This window comes from Henriciella pelagia (assembly GCF_002088945.1).
In the GTDB taxonomy this organism is placed as follows: Bacteria; Pseudomonadota; Alphaproteobacteria; order Caulobacterales; family Hyphomonadaceae; genus Henriciella; species Henriciella pelagia.
This window is the reverse complement of record NZ_NCSU01000007.1, coordinates 90843-107607: the sequence shown is the minus strand read 5'-3', so window position 1 is coordinate 107607 and position 16765 is coordinate 90843. Positions and strand designations below refer to the sequence as shown.

Genomic DNA, 16765 nt, shown 5'->3' with positions numbered 1-16765 from the left:
TGTCAACAAGCAGCGCCAGCTAGCGGTAACGAAGGTGACGCAGGCCCGCTGCCTCATAGATCGTGTCGAGACGCTCCTGCTGGTCGAGAATGACCTGTCCTTCGGTCGGTAGCGGCTGGCCGGCGTTTAGCGCATCGACGATTGCAGCAAGCTGCCAGGTATAGGTTGAGATCCCGCTCACGGGTCGGAACTGGTCCACTTCGCTGCCATCGGCACGCCGCAGGCTGACGCTTCCGCCATTGTGGGGGGCGAGCGGGTTCCTGAAATGGATGAGGCCGTCCGTCCCGGCGATGGTCATCTCGGCATTGAAAGCCGTGTCCTTGGCCATGTTTGTGGTGAGGTGCACCCACGCATTACCATACTGCAGACGCGCTTCTAATGTCTCATCAACGCCGCGCTTTGTTGTCTGGGCTTTTGCATCGACAACTTTGAGGTCTGGTCCAAGCAGGTTCAGCGCCCAGCTCAGGGGATAGCAGCCAAGGTCCATCATTGCGCCGCCGCCTGTTTCAGGCAGCTGGCGAATTTCATCATCGCTGTCGCGGATCTCGACGCTGAAGTCTGCATCGATGCGCGTGACCTCGCCGATCCTGCCGTCCTGCAGCCAGTCCATGCAGGTCGCGAAAGCAGGGTGGTAGCGATAGTGGAAGGCCTCGATCAGCCGCTTGCCGCTCCTGTCGGCAGCGGCCTGCATGGCCTTGGCCTCATCCAGATTCATCGCAAATGGCTTCTCGCACAACACATGCTTGCCGGCCTCAAGCGCGCGAATACTCCATTCAGCATGCAAATTGATCGGCAGAGGATTGTAAACGAGATCGATCTCCGGGCTGGTGATCAGTGCCTCATAGGACGGGTAGACTGTCTCCACGCCATGTTTCGCGGCAAAGGCCTGCGCCCGGTCCTTGTTGCGAGCGGCAAGGCCGGCAACCGTGACGCCGGAGACGACGCGTGCCGGGTCGCAGACAGCCTTTGGTGCAATGCGGGCCGCGCCCAGGATTCCGATCTTTAGAAGTGAGGACATGGGGGCTCCATTCTGGCGTGTCGGGCACACAGAAACGGATTGGCGCGGTGATCACAAGGCCAGAATGACGCGGCGTCTGCGCTTGCAAACTGCCTGCTGCTCAGTCTAGTTGGCGATAGCCGATTAACCTGACCCAATAGCGAGACCGCGATGCCCGTACTGACTTTCATGAACACCTGCTTCTTCGACAATGGCGCGCTGAAGCGGCTGCCGAAAGCGCTGGGCGGGCAGGGCGCGTCGAAGCCTTTCGTGATCACGGATCCGGGCATCAAGGCTGTGGGCATTCTCGACAAGGTCCTCGAAGCGCTTGGCGGAGAGCCGGCGGGCGTGTTCTCGGACACGGTTGCAAACCCGACCGAGAACCAGGTCATCGAGGTCGCGGACCTCTACAAGCAGTCCGGTGCCGACAGCGTTATCGCGCTTGGCGGTGGCTCGAGCATGGACCTTTCAAAGGCTGTTGCGCTGCTGGCCTCGCATGGCGGAACGCTGGAAAAATACGCCGCCATGTCCGGCGGGTCGAAATTTATCGGCAAGCTGCCACCCGTCATCGCAATCCCGACCACCGCGGGTACGGGCTCGGAAGTCTCGGTTGGCATGATTGTCACCATGAACAATGGTCGCAAGGAAACCTTCGCTGCGCCAAACCTCATTCCGCCCGTGGCTATCTGCGACCCGGAACTGACGCTCGGCCTGCCGAAGATGATGACGGCAGCAACCGGCATGGACGCTGTCACCCATTGTATCGAGGCGGTGCTGGTTCCTTCCTCCAACCCGCCAGCCGAGGGGATCGGCTATGACGGCCTGACCCGTGCCGTCGGCGATGGCTGGCTCCGCCGCGCCGTGGCCGATGGCTCCGACCTTGAAGCGCGCTGGCACATGATGATGGCCTCCTATGAAGGTGCGCTTGCCTTCGTGAAAGGGCTTGGTTCGGTCCATGCATTGTCTCACGCCGCAGGGCGCCTGCACGAGAAGAAGCTCCATCACGGTACGCTCAATGCGATCTTCCTGCCGCACCTGCTGCGTTTCAATGAAGGCGCTGCCGACAAGAAGTATGAACGGCTGCGTTTTGCCATGGGGCTTGGAGAAGGCGCAGACCTCGCCGAAGCCATCGAGACGCTCAATCAGGATCTCGGCATACCGAGCACTCTCAAGGAAATCGGCCTCGACGCTTCAGACGGACCGGGCGTCGTCGAATACGCGCTGGCGGACCTTGCCCATATGGGCAACGCAAAGCCGGCCACGCAGGCCGACTACGAGAAAATCTACGAAGCCGCCCTCGGCTAGGTCTTCAGCAAGGATTTGACGGCTCGTACATTGGCGGGCCGCCAGTCCGGCATCGGCCCGAGCAGGACGTCAGCGCGGCTTGTATCCAGCACAACGCCTCTCGGACGTTTGGCGGGATAGGCGAAATCCGTAGCCTTTGCCTCTTTTAGCTCTGGGGTTGGCCCGCCGGCTTCAGCAGACGCCTTGAAGATTTCCTCGGCCCATCCGAACCGGCTCACCACCGGCCCCGGTCCAAGGTGCAGCAGCGAAGGGGTTTCTTTCCCGGCTGCCATCAGCTCAGTCAGCTTGACAAGGTGGGCAGCAAGATCATCAATCGGCGTCGGGCGACCGATTTCATCGGTGACGATCCTGAGCGTGTCCCGTTTTGCGGCAAGTTCCAGCATCTTGCTCGCAAAGCTCACGCAATCATCGCCGAATAGCCAGCTCACCCGGCAGACGGTGTGCCGCCCACCGGCGGAGCGGACCATTGTCTCTCCTTCGAGTTTGGTTGCGCCATAGACTGATTCAGGCGCCGCCCAGCTGCCTTCGTCGAGCGGCTTTTCCGGATCGCCGTCGCCGAACACCATGTCTGTCGAGATGTGGATCAGAGGAATGTCCGAACTGGCGCACAGGGTCGCAAGATTGGCCGCGCCGGCAGCATTGATTGCGCGTGCGTCATCCTCATGGCTCTCGGCGGCATCTACCGCTGTGTACGACGCTGTGTTGATGACCACGTCCGGTCGGCGCTCATTCAGGACAGCGGCGATCTGGGCCGGCTGGGTAATGTCCAGACGGGTTCGCGGCAGCGCGTCGCAACCGAGCCGCGCCAGCGCTCCGCCAAGCTTGCCCTGGCCGCCTGTCACAAGAATGCGGGGCGCGTTCATGTGTCGCCATACCGGAAAGGTGACTGGAGATCGCCGAGCGTGGGCCAGGTGAAGTCGCGGCCAGACATCACCACGCCTTCAGGCATGGGCCAGGGGATATTCGGTCCGATCCCGGACCATAGAAGGCCACCTTCGCTGGCGGGCGCATAATGGGCCGATACCTTGTAGGTGACCATCGTATCGGTCGCCAGGGTCTGGTAGCCATGAGCGAAGCCGACAGGGACAAAGAAGGCGGCCGGAGACTTGCCCGAAAGCTCCACATGCATGGCCTTGCCATAGGTTGGCGAGCCGACGCGCAGATCCACGATCGCATCGAAAATCCTGCCGCGCAGAACGCGGATCAGCTTGGCTTGTGCATGCGGCGGTGCCTGGAAATGCAGGCCGCGCGTGGTTGCGGGCGCAGCAGAAAAGGCCTGATTGTCCTGGACCCAGTCCACGTCAGGCAAGCCGGCATCCAGCCAGTCGGCCCTGTTCCATGTTTCGCAGAACCAGCCGCGCTCGTCGCCGTGCACGGGAGGTTCCACCAGGGCAGGGCCTTCAATCTGAAAACGGGTGACGTTCAATTTTGGCATGGGGCCTGCTTGGCTGTCGCTTGGTGGAGCGTCAACACTAAATTCACGGCGCTTGAGGGGGCTTTGAGGGTTGACCTTGGTTGGCGGCTCGCGCCAATGACCGGCGGTCCCCGGCAATCGAACGGACCGGAAGCCTGTCGACGTTTCGGCGAAGACATGTGATGGATGAGTGGAAGGGGACTGAACTTGCCTGACAGGATTGTGCGGCCAGTCATACTTTGTGGCGGTGGAGGGACCCGTTTGTGGCCCTTGTCCAACAAGGACACACCGAAACAATTCCTGACCCTGCATGGCGAAACCTCTATGCTCACCCAGACGGCAGAACGCGTTGGGGCGTCGTCGGTGCGCGGTGTTTCATTCGGACCTCTGCTTGCCATCGGGGCAGAACGCCACGAAGGGATGCTTCGCGAACACCTGCCTGAAGCGCGTCTCCTGCTGGAGCCTTTCGGGCGCAATTCCGCCGCCGCCGTGATCGCCGCCGCGCTCGTGCACCGGCCGGACGACTATCTCCTGATCCTTCCGGCCGACCACCATATCGCCTATCCCGACCGGCTCCACGACGCTGTTGCTGCCGGCCTCGACCGTGCCGAAGAAGGCCATCTGGTCACATTCGGTATCGAGCCCAGCTTTCCAGCCACCGGCTATGGCTATATCGAACTGGAGGACGGCACCGGGCGGACGCGAAAGGCCCGCCGCTTTGTTGAAAAGCCTGATGAAGCGACAGCCGCCGCCTATCTCGAAACTGGCCGCTATGTCTGGAACGCCGGAATTTTCCTGTTCCGTGCAGACGCAATGATTCAGGCGTTCAAGGCTCATGCGCCGGAAATATTCGCCGCAGTGACGTCCGCCTTGCCGAAGGATCCAGTGAAAAGTATCGCAGAGCGGACCGTGACGCTGAACCCCAGCGCGTTCGCTGGCTGTCCGAGTATCTCCGTCGACTATGCCATCATGGAGAAGGTGAGCCCCATTTTCGCCGTGCCGGTCGATATGGGCTGGTCTGATGTCGGCGATTACAAGGCGCTCTGGGAACTTTCACCGCGTGACAATGATGGCAATGCCACAGCAGGTGCCGCCCATCTCGTCGATACCCGGGACTCCTATGTCCGCTCTGAAGGTCTCCCAATCTTTACCGCCGGCCTGAGCAATATGATCGTCGTCGCGAATGACAGGCACATCATGGTCTGCCCGATGGACAAGGCGCAGGACGTCAAGACCCTGGCCGACCGTGCAAGCGCCCCATCTGCCCCCCTGAAACACGTCCGGGAGCAGGCAAGGTCGATCCTGTACGAACAGTTCGATTTCTGGAGCAGGGCGGGCTGGGATGATCAGCATGGCGGCTTTTTCGAAAGTGTGGATGCCACCGGCCGCCCGCTTGAGGGCGCTGTGCGTCGCACACGTGTCGCGGCCCGGCAGGTGTTCAGCTTTGCCAGTGCGGTCGAGCTTGGTTGGGACAGGACGCAGGTCGCCGCCGACATTGTTTCCAAAGGCCTTGATCATCTGCTCGATGCCGCCCGGAACCCGTCTGGGGGATGGGCGCATCTCATCGGCCCCGACGGCAGGATCGCAGACCATTCGGAAGACCTGTACGACCACGCATTCATCATTCTGGCGGGCGCGACAGCCTACCGGATTCTGGGCGATTCACGCGGACTGGACATGGCGCTTGCTGCGCTTTCTCACATCGAAGCAAATTGGACAGACCCCGACGTCGGCGGCTATTTGGAAGGTTCTGCGCATACCTCTGAACGCCGCGCCAATCCGCATATGCACATGCTCGAAGCGCTGCTGGCGCTTCACGCTGGCACCGGCGACGAAGCGCATTTGACCCGCGCGCGGGATATTATTGTCCTGTTCGAAAGCACATTCTTCGAGCCACGCTATGACATCCTGCGTGAGTTCTTCCTGTCCGACTGGAAACCGGCAGCGGGCGAACGGGGCCTGCTCTTCGAGCCCGGCCACCACTATGAATGGGCGAGCCTTCTTTCCCAGTTCCAGGCCGTGACAGGACGCGATCTCTCCAGCTGGCGCCATCGCCTGATCGCCAAGGCTGATCGGGACGGTCGGTCGGAAGACAGCTTGTTCTGCCACAATGCAGTGCTGGCGACAGGCGCAGTTGCCGACGCCAACAAGCGGCTTTGGGTGCAGCTGGAAAAGCTGCGTGCACTCAGGCTTCATCCTCAGGTGACGACAGATGAGGACGTTGCTCTGCTGTTTGATGGCATCAGGAAAGCTTATATTGATCCGGCAGGGCAGGGGCTGCTCATTGACGAACTGGACCAGGACGGCAATCCGCTCGACAAACCCGTTCCGGCCAGCATGCTCTACCATCTGGTGACGGCATTCGCACCCTTCCTGTAGCGGTCTGGTTCGTGACCTGATATTGCAGCACCAGCCTGACCGGCATAGAGGACTTGTGATGAGATTGTTGATTACCGGAGGGGCTGGTTTCATCGGCTCAGCCTTGGTGCGTCGCGCGGTCAGGGATGGGCACCACGTGCTCAATGTCGACAAGCTGACCTACGCTGCCAATCTCGCTTCTGTTTCAGAGGTCGCTGATCAACCGAATTACAGGTTTGTAGAGGCCGATATCTGTGATGCGGCGAGCGTAAAAGCTGCGCTCGACAGCTTTGCGCCTGACGTGGTCTTCAACCTTGCAGCCGAAACGCATGTCGACCGTTCAATCGACGGCTCTGACGACTTCATCCGCACCAATGTCAACGGTGTTCATACCTTGCTGGAAGCGTGTCGCGCCTGGCAGGCCAAACCTGAAGGGTTCAGGTTCATCCAGGTGTCAACGGATGAAGTATTCGGATCAATCGACAAAGGCGGCTTCACCGAAACCTCGCGCTACAAGCCCAGTTCCCCCTATTCGGCATCGAAAGCGGCAGCCGATCATCTCGTTCGCGCCTGGCATTCGACCTACGATTTCCCGTCCATCATCACCAATTGCTCGAACAATTACGGACCGCACCAGTTTCCGGAGAAATTCATCCCGACGGTGATCCTGAAAGCGCTGCGCGGGGAAACCATCCCGCTCTATGGCGACGGACAGCAGGTGCGTGACTGGCTTTACGTGGACGACCATGCCGATGCGCTTCTCACCGTCGCGCAGAAAGGCGTGCTTGGCGAAACCTATTGCATTGGGGGCGGGCATACGCCGACCAATCTCGACCTCGCCAGAACGGTCTGCGCCCTCGTTGATGAGCGCCTTCCGGAGACGCGCGGATCGACCAGCGCCGACCTGATCAAACGTGTCGCAGACCGACCGGGACACGATCGGCGCTATGCAATCGACTTTTCCAGGATCAAACGCGAACTCGGCTGGTCGCCCCGTATGACGCTGGAGCAGGGCCTTGCGCAGACGGTCGACTGGTACATGAACAATGAAGACTGGTTGCACGCGCTGGTCGATCAGGGCAAGGCGGGCCAGCGGCTGGGGACAGCAAAGACGGCGGAGGCCTCATCTTGAAAGGTATCGTCCTGGCTGGCGGAAATGGCACGCGGCTCTATCCACTGACCCGAAGCATCTCGAAACAGCTGATGCCGGTCTATGACAAGCCGATGATCTATTATCCGATCAGCGTTCTCATGCTGGCCGGGGTCACCGAAATCCTTGTGATCACAAAGCCCGAAGACCGCGCGGCCTTTGAAAAACTGCTGGGCGACGGATCTGACTTCGGCGTCACTTTTTCCTTCGCGGAACAGGAGCATCCGCGCGGCCTTGCTGATGCGCTGATCGTCGGCGAAAGCTTCCTCGACGGCGACAAGTGCGCGCTCGTCCTTGGTGACAATATCTTCTACGGCCACGGCCTGCCGGAAATGCTGGCGCGAGCCACACTGCTGGAAAGCGGCGCAGAGATCTTCGCCTATCAGGTTGCCGACCCTACAGCCTATGGCGTGGTTGAGTTCACACCTGACGGACAGGTTTTCAGCATTGAGGAAAAGCCGAAGAAGCCGAAGTCCAGCTATGCCGTGACCGGACTCTACTTTTACGATGAAACGGCACCGGCCAAGGCAAAGACGCTGAAGCCATCCAGGCGGGGCGAACTGGAAATCACAGCGCTGAACAACCTCTATCTGGAGGAAGGCTCGCTTCGCGCCAATCTGATGGGACGAGGCTATGCCTGGCTTGATGCGGGAACACACGATTCCCTTCTGGAGGCGGCCCAGTTCATCGCATCAATCGAAGAGCGCCAGGGCATGAAGATCGCCTGCCTTGAAGAGATTGGCTATCGACTCGGGCTGATCGGGCAGGAACAGCTTCTGGATCAGGCGAAGCGGCTGAGAAATTCCCCTTATGGGGCCTATCTGGCAAAGATCGCCAGGTCACCCGGCTGAAACTACGTCTTTGTCGCGCTCGGGCGAGAACAGTGTGCCCCTGATTTCCCGAAATCCATTTTCGCGCCGCATTTTGCCCGCTTTTCATGTATTGTCTGTCATGTATGGACGTGAGGGACGCTCCCAGCCAGATTTTTGGCGCTGTCAATCGTGATGCGCGCCACTGGCAGATTCTGGCGCTCTCTGGCCTGTTCCTTATCTCGATCCTGACGACCGATTATGGCGCCAGGCCGATGCATCTCGTGTCCGCCCTTGCTGGCACCATGACGGCGCAGATCATCGGCACGGCTATTGTCGGCGGCAAGTTCGAATGGAAGTCGGCGGCTATTACATCGCTGTCGCTGACCATATTGATGCGTGCCGTTGCGCCGTGGATGTGGTTCGTGGCGGGCCTTATCGGCATCGGCCTGAAATTCGCCGTTCGTTATAATGGCAAGCACATCTTCAACCCGGCCTGCATCGCTATTGTTGCGATGTGTCTCCTCTTTGACCGCGATGTCTGGGTGAGCCCCGGCCAGTGGGGACAGGCTCCTCTTCTGTTGGGCTGGGCGGCTGCTGCGGCAGCACTCGTCCTCTCCAGTGCGAAACGGCTCGATATCGCACTCGCTTTCTTCGGCACCTTCGCAGCGATCCTTATTGGCCGGGCGCTCTGGCTGGGCGACCCGATGTCGATCCCGATGCACCAGCTATCGACTGGCACGCTGCTCGTCTTCACCTTCTTCATGATCACCGATCCGCGCTCAACGCCGGATTCGCGCATTGGCCGCATTCTCTTCGCGGCGCTCGTCGCGATCCTGTCGGCCTGGTTCATCATCGTGCCGAACGTGCTCGCCGCGCCGATCATGGCGCTGGCGGCTCTTTCATTCCTGACACCGATTCTTGACCGGCTGTTGCCCGCAGACCGGTTCCAGTGGGGCAAACCATCAAAGTCCAAGGAGGGACGCATCCATGAAACTCAGACACCTGGCCGGAGCGGCGATGCTCGGCCTCAGCTCGCTCGCCTTTAGCGCGCCGGCGTCCGCCTTTTGCGGCTTCTTTGTCGCCAAGGCCGATACCGACCTGTTCAACGATGCGTCCAAGGTGGCGCTCGTGCGCGACGGGGACCGGACGGTCATCACCATGGCGTCGAATTTTCGCGGCGATGTCGAGGAATTCGCGATGGTCATTCCAGTAGTGGACGTGCCCGAAGAAGAGCAGATCAACGTCGCCAATCCCGGCCTGATCGACCATCTCGACCAGTACACCGCGCCTCGTCTTGTCGAATATCATGACGAGAACCCGTGCGATCTGCGCCGGTATCGCGAAACGATGGCGATGTCTGCGGGCCCTGTACCTGAGCCAGCGCCTGTCGCGATGGAAGATGCCGAGGATCTCGGTGTCACTATCGAAGCCGAGTATGAAGTCGGCGAGTACGATATCCTCATCCTTTCGGCTGAGGAATCTGATGGTCTTATCACCTGGCTCAATTCCAACGGCTACAAGATCCCGGACGGCGCCGAGGAAGTCGTCGGCTCCTACCTCAAGCAGGACATGAAGTTCTTCGTGGCCAAGGTGAACCTTGAGCGCCATGACGGCTCGGCGTTCCTGCGGCCCATCCAGGTCGCCTATGAGCATGAGGATTTCATGCTCCCGATCCGCCTCGGCACAGTGAACGCCGACGGCAAGCAGGAACTCTTTGTCTTCGCGATGACCCGCAAGGGCCGGGTCGAGACGCTGAACTACAAGACGGTGAAACTCCCCTCCGATATGGATGTACCGATCTTCGTGAAGGATGAGTTCGGCGACTTCTATAAGGACATGTTCGCCCACCAGGTCGACAAGCATGACGGCAAGGCGGTCTTCACCGAATATGCCTGGGATATGAGCTGGTGCGACCCATGCGCCGCTGAACCGCTTTCGCGGTCGCAGCTTCGCGAGCTTGGCGTGATGTGGCTCGATGAAGCTGGCAATGAGCCGCAGACGCGGCCAGGCTGGGGTGGGCCTGAACCTGTCGACGTCTTCGTGACGCGTCTGCATGTGCGCTATGATGGCGAGACTTTCCCGGAAGACCTGACCTTCCAGGTCACTGGAGATCGCCAGAACTATCAGGGTCGCTATGTCCTGCGCCATCCATGGCGCGGCGATTTCGACCAGTGCGAGGAAGCCCGCGACTATGCCGACACGCTCGTCGACCGCTGGGATCGGGAGGCCGAAAACCTCGTCAAGCTGACTGGCTGGGACGAGGACGAAATCAAGCAGAAAATGGCTGACGGCGGCTACTCAGCCTCCGCTATCGATGTTGAGCCGAAGCCGAAGAAGCCCTGGTGGCAAAAGCTCTGGGGGAATGGCTAATACTTTACACGGGAAATTCAGCTATATAGCCTTGAAGGAATATTCCTTTGGGGTTATATATGGCTGAGAATGATTGGACTGTAGAGTTTCACGATGAGTTCGATAAAGAGTTCAATCAGTTGGCCGAGGTTGTTCAGAACGAGATTCTGACATTAGCGCTTTTGGTTAAAAGAGAAGGACCTCAACTGGGGCGTCCTCACGCTGATACACTCAATGCGTCGAAGTATAGCAATATGAAGGAATTGCGAACGAAAGTTAATAACGGAGTTTGGCGTATTGCTTTTGCGTTTGACCCTAATCGTAGGGCTGTGATGCTAATTGCAGCAGATAAAGCCGGTAAATCTGAAAAGCGATTCTATAAGCAGTTAATTGCAACAGCGGACGCGCGTTTCGCTCAATGGCTTAAGGAGATTGAGAAAAATGGTAGTCACACTTGAAGATAAATTGAAAGCTTTGGCTCCTGAACGTCGGGAGCGTATTGAGCGAGCGGCCGAGCAGCTTCACGAAGAGTACTGTACACTTCGAAATCTCCGGATGGCAAAAAAGCAAACTCAAGGCGAAATAGCTAAGAAGTTGGGTGTGCGCCAAGCTAGCATTGCTAAGCTTGAAAAGCGCAGCGATGTTATGTTGTCTACGTTACGTAATTATATCGAAGCGATGGGGGGCAAGCTCGAATTGCTTGTTGAATTTCCAGATTCAAAACCAATCACGATCACGAAGCTTGGTGATACTGAAGAGTTGTCGAGGCAAAAGGGTGAGGCAGCGTAGCTTGCCGACGTAGTTAACGTTGACAACTCCCACAATAAAAACTTGAGCGCCCCGACTGGACGATGCGTCTGATCGGGGCGCCGCAGGTTTTGCAGGGCTGGTTTTCACGGTCATAGACCGAGAAACTGTGCTGGAAATAGCCAAGTTCGCCGGTCGCCGCCTTGAAGTCGCTGATGGATGAGCCGCCCGCTTCGATGGCTTCAGCAATCACTTGGTTGATCGCCTGCGTCAGCCGCGCGGCCCGCGCGCCCGGCACCGTATTGGCCCGCCGCTTCGGGCTGATGCCTGCGCGGTAAAGCGCTTCGCAGACATAGATGTTTCCAAGCCCTGCAATCGTGCGCTGATCGAGCAGAACCGACTTGATTGGCCCAGTCTTGCCGGCCAGCGCTTCATTCAGCCAGGCGTGCGAGAAGCCATTCGACAGCGGCTCCGGTCCAAACCCCGCAAGCCGCGGATAAGCTTCCATGTCCGCCAGTGGCCACAGCTCCATGAAACCGAAACGGCGCGGGTCGTTATAGGTAACCGTCTGCTCGCCCTCCATGCGGAAGATGACATGGTCATGTTTTGGGTCCGACGCGACCTCATGATGGAACTCGCCGAGCCTTGTTCCGTCCGTAATCGTGAACCGGCCCGACATGCCGAGATGCATGATCAGCGCCTCGCCGGAGGACAGCTCCGCCACAAGGAATTTCGCCCGCCGCCCCAGCCGCTCGATCCGCACGCCGGACAGGCGCTCTGCAAAGCCGGAAGGCATCGGAAAACGCAGATCCGGCCGGTTGAGCTGGACCCACTCAATGGTCTTTCCGTCCATGACAGGGGAAAGGCCGCGGCGAACTGTCTCGACTTCGGGTAATTCAGGCATGGTAACCGCATATAGTGTTTAGATTTTCATGCCACTATGGTTGGCGCGCATGACAGACCAGACAGAAAAAGAAAAGACCGTCAGCTTCGGCTTTGAAGAGGTGACACCGGACGAGAAGGTGGCGCGCGTAAAGGGCGTGTTCCGCTCGGTCGCGAGCCGCTATGACGTGATGAATGATCTCATGTCTGCGGGCGTTCACCGCCTGTGGAAGCATGACACGATCGCCAAGCTGAATCCGCAACCTGGCGAAAAGCTCCTCGATGTGGCTGGCGGGACAGGTGACCTCGCAAAGGCCTTTATCGACCGCGCAGACAGGGCCGGGCGCAGACGCCGGCGTGATGCGCTTGCAAGCGCCGTTGTCTGTGACATCAATGATGCGATGCTGGATGCTGGCCGCGCCCGCCCGGACATGGCGGCTTATGAGGGGCGCATCAACTGGGTCTGCGGCGACGCCCAGGCCTTGCCATTCGAGGACAGGTCCGTCGACGCCGTGACAATCGCATTCGGCATACGCAACGTTGCTGACAGGTCTGCGGCCTTGTCAGAGTTCCGCCGCGTCCTGAAGACGGGTGGCCGGCTGGCCGTCCTTGAGTTCAGCCACATGACCGTGCCGATGCTGCAGCGCATGTACGACACATACAGCTTCAACGTCATCCCGAAGCTCGGCGAACTCGTCGCCTCGGATCGGGAGAGCTATCAATATCTCGTCGAATCCATAAGAAAATTCCCGAAACAGCAAGTGTTTCGGGAAGAAGTGGAAGCCGCTGGATTCTCCAGCGTGTCTGTCACCAGTTTCTCTGGCGGAATTGCTGCGCTCCATTTTGGATGGGCGGTATGAACCGATTATTCGTCCGGCGTATCCATCGACATTCCGTCTTCACTCACCGAGACGGACAGGTCGGCTTCGCCGCCGCCATTCGCAGCGGGCTGGCCGGTAAAGTACCAGATGCCAAAACCGATGACGGCAACCACAAGGGCCCCAACGATGAAATAGAGCGCGCCATTGCTGGACTGTGCGTTCTCAGACATATCAACTCTCCTTATTGTGGAATTGAAAACGTCTTTGGCGACATCGGGTTCCACCGGTCGGGCGGTGCGGTGTGCTGAAGGCCCTTTCCGATTATGGCCGGCTGATGAGGGCTGGTACGGCGCTTGTTCGCCACGATGTCATCCTTCCGGGTGAGTATCATGGGCGGATGCCTTTCCCGGCGCGGTTTGCCGGACGCACCATGCGTTTCTTCGGCGGGCGCGCCAGAGGCCGCGAGGGCGAACGCCTCGCGCGTGCCCTGGAAAAGCTCGGTCCCGCCTATATCAAGCTTGGCCAGTTTCTAGCGACCCGGCCAGATGTGTTCGGCGCAGAGGTCGCCACCGATCTCTCCCGCCTGAAGGACAAACTACCGGCCTTTTCCCTGGAGGAGGCACGCAAGGCGCTTGCAATTGAGTTCGGCGCGCAGGAAGCCGAAAGCCTGTTCGCGGGGCTTGGCGAACCTGTGGCGGCCGCCTCGCTTGCGCAGGTTCACAAGCTGCAGACGTCGAATGGCATGAAAGCCGTCAAGATCCTGCGTCCGGGCGTGGAAAAGCTCATTGCCCGCGAGCTGCGCGCCATGAAACGCGCGGCCCGCACAGTCGAGCGGGTGTCGATCGAGAGTCGCAGGCTGGAACCAGTGGCCTTCACAGAGACGGTGGCGACGGCGATGGAAAAAGAGCTCGACCTTCGCCTCGAAGCAGGTGGGGCTGACCAGATGCGCGCGATCAGCGAGCAGGACGACTGGTTCACCATTCCTGCAGTGGACTGGGACCGAACCGGGCAGCGCGTCCTCACGACGGACTGGGTCGACGGCATTCCGCTAACGGACCCGAAAGCCCTCGAACAGCCCGGTCTCAATCGGCCGGACCTCGCCAATGCCATTACGCGCGGCTTTCTCTCGCACGCGATCGGGCACGGCGTCTTCCACGCGGACATGCATGAGGGCAACATTCTCATCACGCCGCAGAACAAGGTCGCGCTGGTCGATTTCGGCCTGATTGGACGCATCGGCCTGAATGAGCGCCGGTTCCTCGCTGAAATTCTCTGGGGTTTTATCCGCCGCGATTATCAGCGTGTGGCGGAAGTTCACTTTGAAGCGGGCTACGTCCCGGCGAACCAGTCAGTGGGTGAATTTTCCCAGGCCCTGCGTTCAATTGGCGAACCCATACACGGAAAGCCGGCGGAGGAGGTCTCAATGGGCCGCATTCTCCTGCAGCTCATGGACTATACCCGCACATTCGGCATGCGCCTGCGTCCGGAACTCGTACTTTTGCAGAAGACGATGGTGCAGGTGGAGGGGGTCGCCCGTGCCATCGATCCGGCTCACGATATCTGGAAGGCTGCGGACCCTGTGGTCAGCAGCTGGATCACGGAGAATTTCGGCCCTGTTGGCGCGGCCAAGCTGGCTGCCAGGAGCGTGCGCGACATTGCCGACCGCCTGAAACGCCTGCCGGACGTCATGGACCGGTTCGAGCATTTTCTCGAAACCAGCAATGACGCAGGCAGCGTCCAGGCAAAGCCGTCCGGGCCGCCATGGTGGGGCTGGTTCGGCCTCACAATTGCCATTGCAGCCATTGCGGGACTGACTATCAGCCAGTTCGCGTAGCAAGAGAAGCGACTCCACCGATCAGATGGGCGTGTTAGGGTTTCTGTAACCAACCCGTCCTGATCTCGCGGAGTCCGGAATGAATGCCCAGCTCGGTTTCGTCGCAGCCCTCGCAGCAATGCTGTTTGCTTCAACGGCGAGCGCCGATCCGCGCGGCTGTTTCAGCGACAGTCTGGCTGGCGGACCTGCCGCTTCAAGCTGCCAGGTTTCAACCGACACCCATGCCGGTCGCTATACGCAGCGCCAGATTGCGTCGGCCTTGAAGACCTCAACGCTCATCCGCCGTGTCGGCGAAGCCGCGGCGGACGGCACGCGCATCATCCGCGCTCCGGCCATGGACCGGCCATCCATTTCCTTCGGTGACGTCGCCGACGAAGTGTCTGGCGTGCGCGTCTTTCGCGGCGGTGTGGAGGGCGCAACCCGTCCCTGTTCCTTCGTCTCGGCGGACACAGGTGTCACGACGCACAGGGCCTGCGCCACGCGCCGGCCGGAGTCGGTCATCTCGATGAATAGGAGCGTATCTGAGCTTGCTGGCGGTCCCAGCCGGGCAGCGGCAGGGCCAGCCTTCTACAGCACCTCGCATCAACCTTCTGTGAACTTTCGTCCATATAGTATGGGCCTCAGACCAAAGGTCATTACAGGACCGCTGCGCCGATACTAGGCGCTGCCGGGGCTAACGGGGACCGGGCGTGCCAGGGCGAAAACCCGCACGCCCGGTTAATTTTTTTCAGCAGCTCCCCATGGTGTGTCTTCGATTTCTCAATACTTTATGTGTAAGAGGGATGCTGAAATGACGGATTTGTTCGCATGAGCAACAAAAGCATTCTTCTCATCATTGGCGGCGGCATTGCGGCCTACAAGTCGCTGGAGCTCATCCGTGAGCTTGCTCGACGTGATGTGAAGGCCCGCTGCATCCTGACCAAGGCTGGCGCGGAATTCGTGACGCCGCTCTCAGTGTCGGCCCTGTCCGGCGAGAAATGCTACACCGACCTCTTCAGTCTCGATGACGAAGCCGAGATGGGCCACATCCAGCTGTCGCGCTCTGCTGATCTTGTCGTTGTCTGCCCAGCAACAGCGGACCTGCTCGCCAAGGCTGCGAATGGCCACGCCAATGATCTGGCCTCGACGACCCTGATGGCCACGGACAAGCCGGTTCTCATGGTGCCGGCGATGAATGTGCGCATGTGGGAACATGCGGCCACAAGGCGCAATGTCGAAACCCTCCGCCGCGACGGCGTCGCCGTCATGGAGCCTGATGAAGGTGCCATGGCCTGCGGCGAGTTCGGGCCCGGCCGCCTGCCGGAAGTGCTCGCCATCGCAGACGAGGTCGAGGAGCAGCTGGCCGCGCAGAATGGCGCGAAGCCACTAGAAGGTCAGCATATTCTGATCACTGCTGGCCCGACCCGCGAGCCGCTCGATCCGGTGCGTTACCTCTCCAACCATTCCTCCGGCAAGCAGGGCTATGCCATCGCGGCCGCTGTTGCCCGTCTAGGCGCAAGGGTCACCCTCGTCTCCGGACCGGTCGCGCTTGCGCCGCCGAAGGGCGTCGACATGGTGAATGTCGAAACTGCCCGCGACATGCTGAAGGCCTGCGAGACCGCCCTTCCAGCCGACGTCTTCATTTCCGTGGCCGCGGTCGCTGACTGGCGCCCGTCCATTTCGGCGAACAAGAAGCTGAAGCTGAAAGATGAGGGCAAGACGCTCCCGGCGCTCTCCCTCGCCGAAAACCCGGACATCCTCGCGACCATCTCGAAGAAGCGCAAAAACCGCCCCGGCCTGGTCATCGGCTTTGCCGCCGAAACCCATGACGTCGAAGCGCTCGCCCAGGCCAAGATGAAGCGCAAGGGCTGCGACTGGATCGTGGCCAATGATGTGTCTGGCGATGTGATGGGCGGCGCCGAGAACGAGGTCTCTCTCGTCACACGCGACAATGTCGAACACTGGCCTCGAATGGACAAGACGACTGTCGCCCGCAACCTTGCCAACCGGATCGCGGTCGCGCTCGGCAACCCGGATGGGCAACAGCTGGCGGCGGAATAAACGCATTATCGCGCCCTTGCCTTCGGGCTTTCATTAAACTGGTGTAGTTTCTCCCG

General features: G+C 59.9%; 17 protein-coding genes. 12 read left to right on the top strand and 5 right to left on the bottom strand.

Annotated features, from left to right (window positions below; genetic code table 11):
* Positions 1 to 19 precede the first annotated feature (19 nt).
* Entirely contained in the window at positions 20 to 1018 is a 999-nt protein-coding gene (locus B8746_RS03095; protein ID WP_084391776.1) for a Gfo/Idh/MocA family protein, read from the bottom strand.
* A gap of 150 nt (positions 1019 to 1168) precedes the next feature.
* On the opposite strand from B8746_RS03095, the gene B8746_RS03090 reads away from it, so the two are divergent.
* The gene (locus tag B8746_RS03090; protein ID WP_188657439.1) at positions 1169 to 2302 is read left to right on the top strand and encodes an iron-containing alcohol dehydrogenase; all 1134 of its coding nucleotides are present in this window, start codon (positions 1169 to 1171) and stop codon (positions 2300 to 2302) included.
* On the opposite strand, the gene rfbD is transcribed toward B8746_RS03090, so the two are convergent.
* On the bottom strand, positions 2299 to 3165 hold the full coding sequence (gene rfbD / locus B8746_RS03085) for a dTDP-4-dehydrorhamnose reductase (protein WP_084391775.1): 867 nt from the start codon (positions 3163 to 3165) through the stop codon (positions 2299 to 2301). The genes B8746_RS03090 and rfbD overlap by 4 nt on opposite strands.
* Positions 3162 to 3737, bottom strand: coding sequence for a dTDP-4-dehydrorhamnose 3,5-epimerase (gene rfbC, locus B8746_RS03080; RefSeq protein WP_084391774.1), 576 nt, complete (start codon positions 3735 to 3737; stop codon positions 3162 to 3164). Before rfbC ends, rfbD begins: the two co-directional genes overlap by 4 nt.
* Positions 3738 to 3902: 165 nt before the next feature.
* Between rfbC and B8746_RS03075 the strand changes: the two genes are divergently transcribed.
* The 7 genes from B8746_RS03075 (at position 3903) to B8746_RS03045 (ending at position 11174) form a co-directional block, all read left to right on the top strand.
* The gene (locus tag B8746_RS03075; protein WP_084391773.1) at positions 3903 to 6095 is read left to right on the top strand and encodes an AGE family epimerase/isomerase; all 2193 of its coding nucleotides are present in this window, start codon (positions 3903 to 3905) and stop codon (positions 6093 to 6095) included.
* Positions 6096 to 6153: 58 nt separating this feature from the next.
* The gene (gene rfbB, locus B8746_RS03070) at positions 6154 to 7206 is read left to right on the top strand and encodes a dTDP-glucose 4,6-dehydratase (protein WP_084391772.1); all 1053 of its coding nucleotides are present in this window, start codon (positions 6154 to 6156) and stop codon (positions 7204 to 7206) included.
* Positions 7203 to 8075 carry a glucose-1-phosphate thymidylyltransferase RfbA gene (gene rfbA / locus B8746_RS03065; RefSeq protein ID WP_084391771.1) on the top strand — a complete coding sequence of 291 codons (873 nt, stop codon included), beginning with the start codon at positions 7203 to 7205 and terminating at the stop codon, positions 8073 to 8075. The genes rfbB and rfbA overlap by 4 nt, the downstream gene beginning before the upstream one ends.
* Before the next feature lie 110 nt (positions 8076 to 8185).
* Positions 8186 to 9082 (top strand): RnfABCDGE type electron transport complex subunit D, encoded by an 897-nt coding sequence (locus B8746_RS03060; protein ID WP_198943694.1) that lies wholly within the window; start codon positions 8186 to 8188, stop codon positions 9080 to 9082.
* Complete coding sequence (locus B8746_RS03055; protein WP_084391769.1) at positions 9024 to 10406, top strand: DUF2330 domain-containing protein; 1383 nt, start codon at positions 9024 to 9026, stop codon at positions 10404 to 10406. The genes B8746_RS03060 and B8746_RS03055 overlap by 59 nt, the downstream gene beginning before the upstream one ends.
* A 59-nt stretch (positions 10407 to 10465) precedes the next feature.
* The gene (locus B8746_RS03050) at positions 10466 to 10843 is read left to right on the top strand and encodes a type II toxin-antitoxin system RelE/ParE family toxin (RefSeq protein ID WP_084391768.1); all 378 of its coding nucleotides are present in this window, start codon (positions 10466 to 10468) and stop codon (positions 10841 to 10843) included.
* Entirely contained in the window at positions 10827 to 11174 is a 348-nt protein-coding gene (locus tag B8746_RS03045) for a helix-turn-helix domain-containing protein (RefSeq protein ID WP_084391767.1), read from the top strand. Before B8746_RS03050 ends, B8746_RS03045 begins: the two co-directional genes overlap by 17 nt.
* Before the next feature lie 13 nt (positions 11175 to 11187).
* On the opposite strand, the gene mutM is transcribed toward B8746_RS03045, so the two are convergent.
* A complete protein-coding gene (gene mutM, locus B8746_RS03040; protein WP_084391766.1) occupies positions 11188 to 12036 on the bottom strand; it encodes a bifunctional DNA-formamidopyrimidine glycosylase/DNA-(apurinic or apyrimidinic site) lyase in 849 nt (282 codons plus the stop codon).
* Positions 12037 to 12085: 49 nt separating this feature from the next.
* Here mutM and ubiE point away from each other — a divergent pair, with 49 nt between their 5' ends.
* Positions 12086 to 12874, top strand: a complete 789-nt coding sequence (gene ubiE / locus B8746_RS03035; RefSeq protein ID WP_084393099.1) for a bifunctional demethylmenaquinone methyltransferase/2-methoxy-6-polyprenyl-1,4-benzoquinol methylase UbiE — start codon at positions 12086 to 12088, stop codon at positions 12872 to 12874.
* Positions 12875 to 12879: 5 nt separating this feature from the next.
* On the opposite strand, the gene B8746_RS03030 is transcribed toward ubiE, so the two are convergent.
* Entirely contained in the window at positions 12880 to 13065 is a 186-nt protein-coding gene (locus tag B8746_RS03030; RefSeq protein WP_084391765.1) for a hypothetical protein, read from the bottom strand.
* Between the two features lie 71 nt (positions 13066 to 13136).
* Here B8746_RS03030 and ubiB point away from each other — a divergent pair, with 71 nt between their 5' ends.
* From ubiB to coaBC, 3 genes are all read left to right on the top strand, one after another.
* Positions 13137 to 14669, top strand: coding sequence for a 2-polyprenylphenol 6-hydroxylase (gene ubiB, locus B8746_RS03025; protein ID WP_084391764.1), 1533 nt, complete (start codon positions 13137 to 13139; stop codon positions 14667 to 14669).
* Between the two features lie 79 nt (positions 14670 to 14748).
* Complete coding sequence (locus tag B8746_RS03020; protein ID WP_084391763.1) at positions 14749 to 15330, top strand: hypothetical protein; 582 nt, start codon at positions 14749 to 14751, stop codon at positions 15328 to 15330.
* Positions 15331 to 15476: 146 nt separating this feature from the next.
* The gene (coaBC, locus tag B8746_RS03015; RefSeq protein WP_084391762.1) at positions 15477 to 16709 is read left to right on the top strand and encodes a bifunctional phosphopantothenoylcysteine decarboxylase/phosphopantothenate--cysteine ligase CoaBC; all 1233 of its coding nucleotides are present in this window, start codon (positions 15477 to 15479) and stop codon (positions 16707 to 16709) included.
* The last annotated feature ends 56 nt before the right edge of the window (positions 16710 to 16765 follow it).